Here is a 1,846-nt window from a genome sequence, read left to right as displayed (position 1 = left end):
CGCCGTTCGGATTCCGTAAGCACGTCGAACCGCCTGCGGGCGGTGCCGGGACGCTTCGATGGGGGACGTGAACTCCGATCCCTCCCCTGCCCGCCGCCGCTACGACCCGGCGCTGCCGTCCCCGCCGGAGGCCCTGCGCCGGGGCCCGTTCCGCGACGGCGCCTTCACCTCGCCCCTGCACGAGCCGCGCACCACGGTGGTGGTCGGGCGCTGGCTCGGCGGCGCGCTGGTCGTCTGCTTCCTGACCGGCCTGACGAGCCATCTGCTCCAGGACCCGCCCTCCTGGCTGGCGGGCCATCTGCCGGTCCGGCCGGTGAACGGCTACCGGGTCACCCAGGGGCTGCACGTGATCAGCGGGCTGGCCGCGATCCCGCTGACGGGCGCGAAGCTGTGGGCGGTCTACCCGAGGCTCTTCGAGTGGCCGCCGGCCCGCAGCGTCCTGCACGCCCTCGAACGGCTCGGCATCGCCGTCCTGGTGGCGGCCACGCTGCTGGAACTGTTCACCGGCCTGCTGAACACGCTGCAGTGGTACCCGTGGCCGTTCCCGTTCCGGCAGACGCACTTCTGGCTGGGCTGGCTGGCCACCGGCGGCCTGCTGGTCCACGTGGCCGTCAAGGCGCCGCTCATCGCCGCGAACTGGTGGCGCCGGGCGGTGCCCGCCCTGGCCGGGCGCCGGGCCTTCCTCGCCACGACCACCGCCGCGGTCGGCGCGGTCACGCTCGTCACCGCCGGGCAGTCCGTCCCCTGGCTCAGCGGGCTGGACCTGCTGGCCCCGCGCCGCCCCGACGTCGGCCCGCAGGGCCTTCCGGTGAACCGCACCGCCGCCCAGGCCGGGACGGTCACCGTGCCGGCCGACTGGCGGCTGCGGGTCGACGGGCCGCGGCCGTACGCGCTGACCCTGGCCGAGCTCGACGAACTCCCGCAGTACGAGGTGGAGTTGCCGATCGCCTGTGTGGAGGGCTGGAGCGCGGGCGCGCGCTGGACCGGGGTCCGGGTGGCCGATCTGCTGGCCCGCGCCGGGATCCCGGCCGGCACCGCCGTGCGGGTGACCTCGCTGGAGGCCGAGGGCCCGTACCGGGTGATGGAGATGCCCGCCCAGTACGCCGACGATCCGCTCAGCCTGCTCGCGCTGCGCGTCAACGGCGAGGTGCTGACGGCGGACCACGGCTTCCCCGCACGGATCATCGCGCCGAACCGGCCCGGGGTCCTGCAGACCAAGTGGGTCGCCCGGATCGAGGTGATGGGCTGATGGCCCGGATCCGCGGCCTCCTGCTGGTGGCCGGCCTCGCCCTGACCGGCTACGGCCTGTACGGGATGCTCGGCGACCCCTACATCACCGACCCGGTGGGCGTGCTGGTGTGGGCGGCAGGCGCCCTGGTGGTCCACGACGGGCTCTGGGTGCCGCTGGTCTGCCTGCTCGGCGCGTTCCTGGTGCGCGGGCCGGTGCTGCGCGGCTGGCTGGTCGTCGCGGCGGCGGTCACCGCGGTCGGGCTGCCCGCGGTGCTGCGCGCCGACGACGACCACGGCAACCCGTCGGTGCTGCCGCTGCCGTACCTGCGCAACTGGCTGCTGGTGCTCGCCGCCACCGCCGTCGTCGCGCTGCTCGTGGCGCTGGCCGGGCGGTGGCGGCGGGGTGACCGGTCAACCGGCCTCCGTGACCGGGTGGTCGGTCTCCGTGACCGGCCGGTCAGTCGCCGGGGACGCCGGGAAGACCGGTCGTGAGGCCGTCCAGGGCGCTCCGGCACGGGCACTCGCGCACGACCGGCAGCTGCTCGAGGGCCTTGAACAGGACGGTGCGCAGCCGGTCGACGTTGTGGGCGAAGACTTCCAGGACCTCGGTGTGGGT

General features: G+C 75.1%; 2 protein-coding genes and 1 pseudogene. 2 read left to right on the top strand and 1 reads right to left on the bottom strand.

What is annotated here, in order from left to right:
* Positions 1-133 precede the first annotated feature (133 nt).
* A complete protein-coding gene (locus ABZ885_RS40325) occupies positions 134-1,249 on the top strand; it encodes a molybdopterin-dependent oxidoreductase (protein WP_360200055.1) in 1,116 nt (371 codons plus the stop codon).
* Positions 1,249-1,722, top strand: coding sequence for a hypothetical protein (locus tag ABZ885_RS40320; RefSeq protein WP_360200053.1), 474 nt, complete (start codon positions 1,249-1,251; stop codon positions 1,720-1,722). The genes ABZ885_RS40325 and ABZ885_RS40320 overlap by 1 nt, the downstream gene beginning before the upstream one ends.
* Here ABZ885_RS40320 and ABZ885_RS40315 read toward each other — a convergent pair.
* A pseudogene (locus ABZ885_RS40315) lies at positions 1,688-1,846 on the bottom strand (5'-methylthioadenosine phosphorylase); the annotation flags it as partial. The gene ABZ885_RS40320 and the pseudogene ABZ885_RS40315 overlap by 35 nt on opposite strands.

Source organism: Kitasatospora sp. NPDC047058 (assembly GCF_040643935.1).
Taxonomy (GTDB): Bacteria; Actinomycetota; Actinomycetes; order Streptomycetales; family Streptomycetaceae; genus Kitasatospora.
The sequence above is the reverse complement of the archived record's forward strand: the minus strand, read 5'-3'. Positions and strand labels throughout refer to the sequence as shown.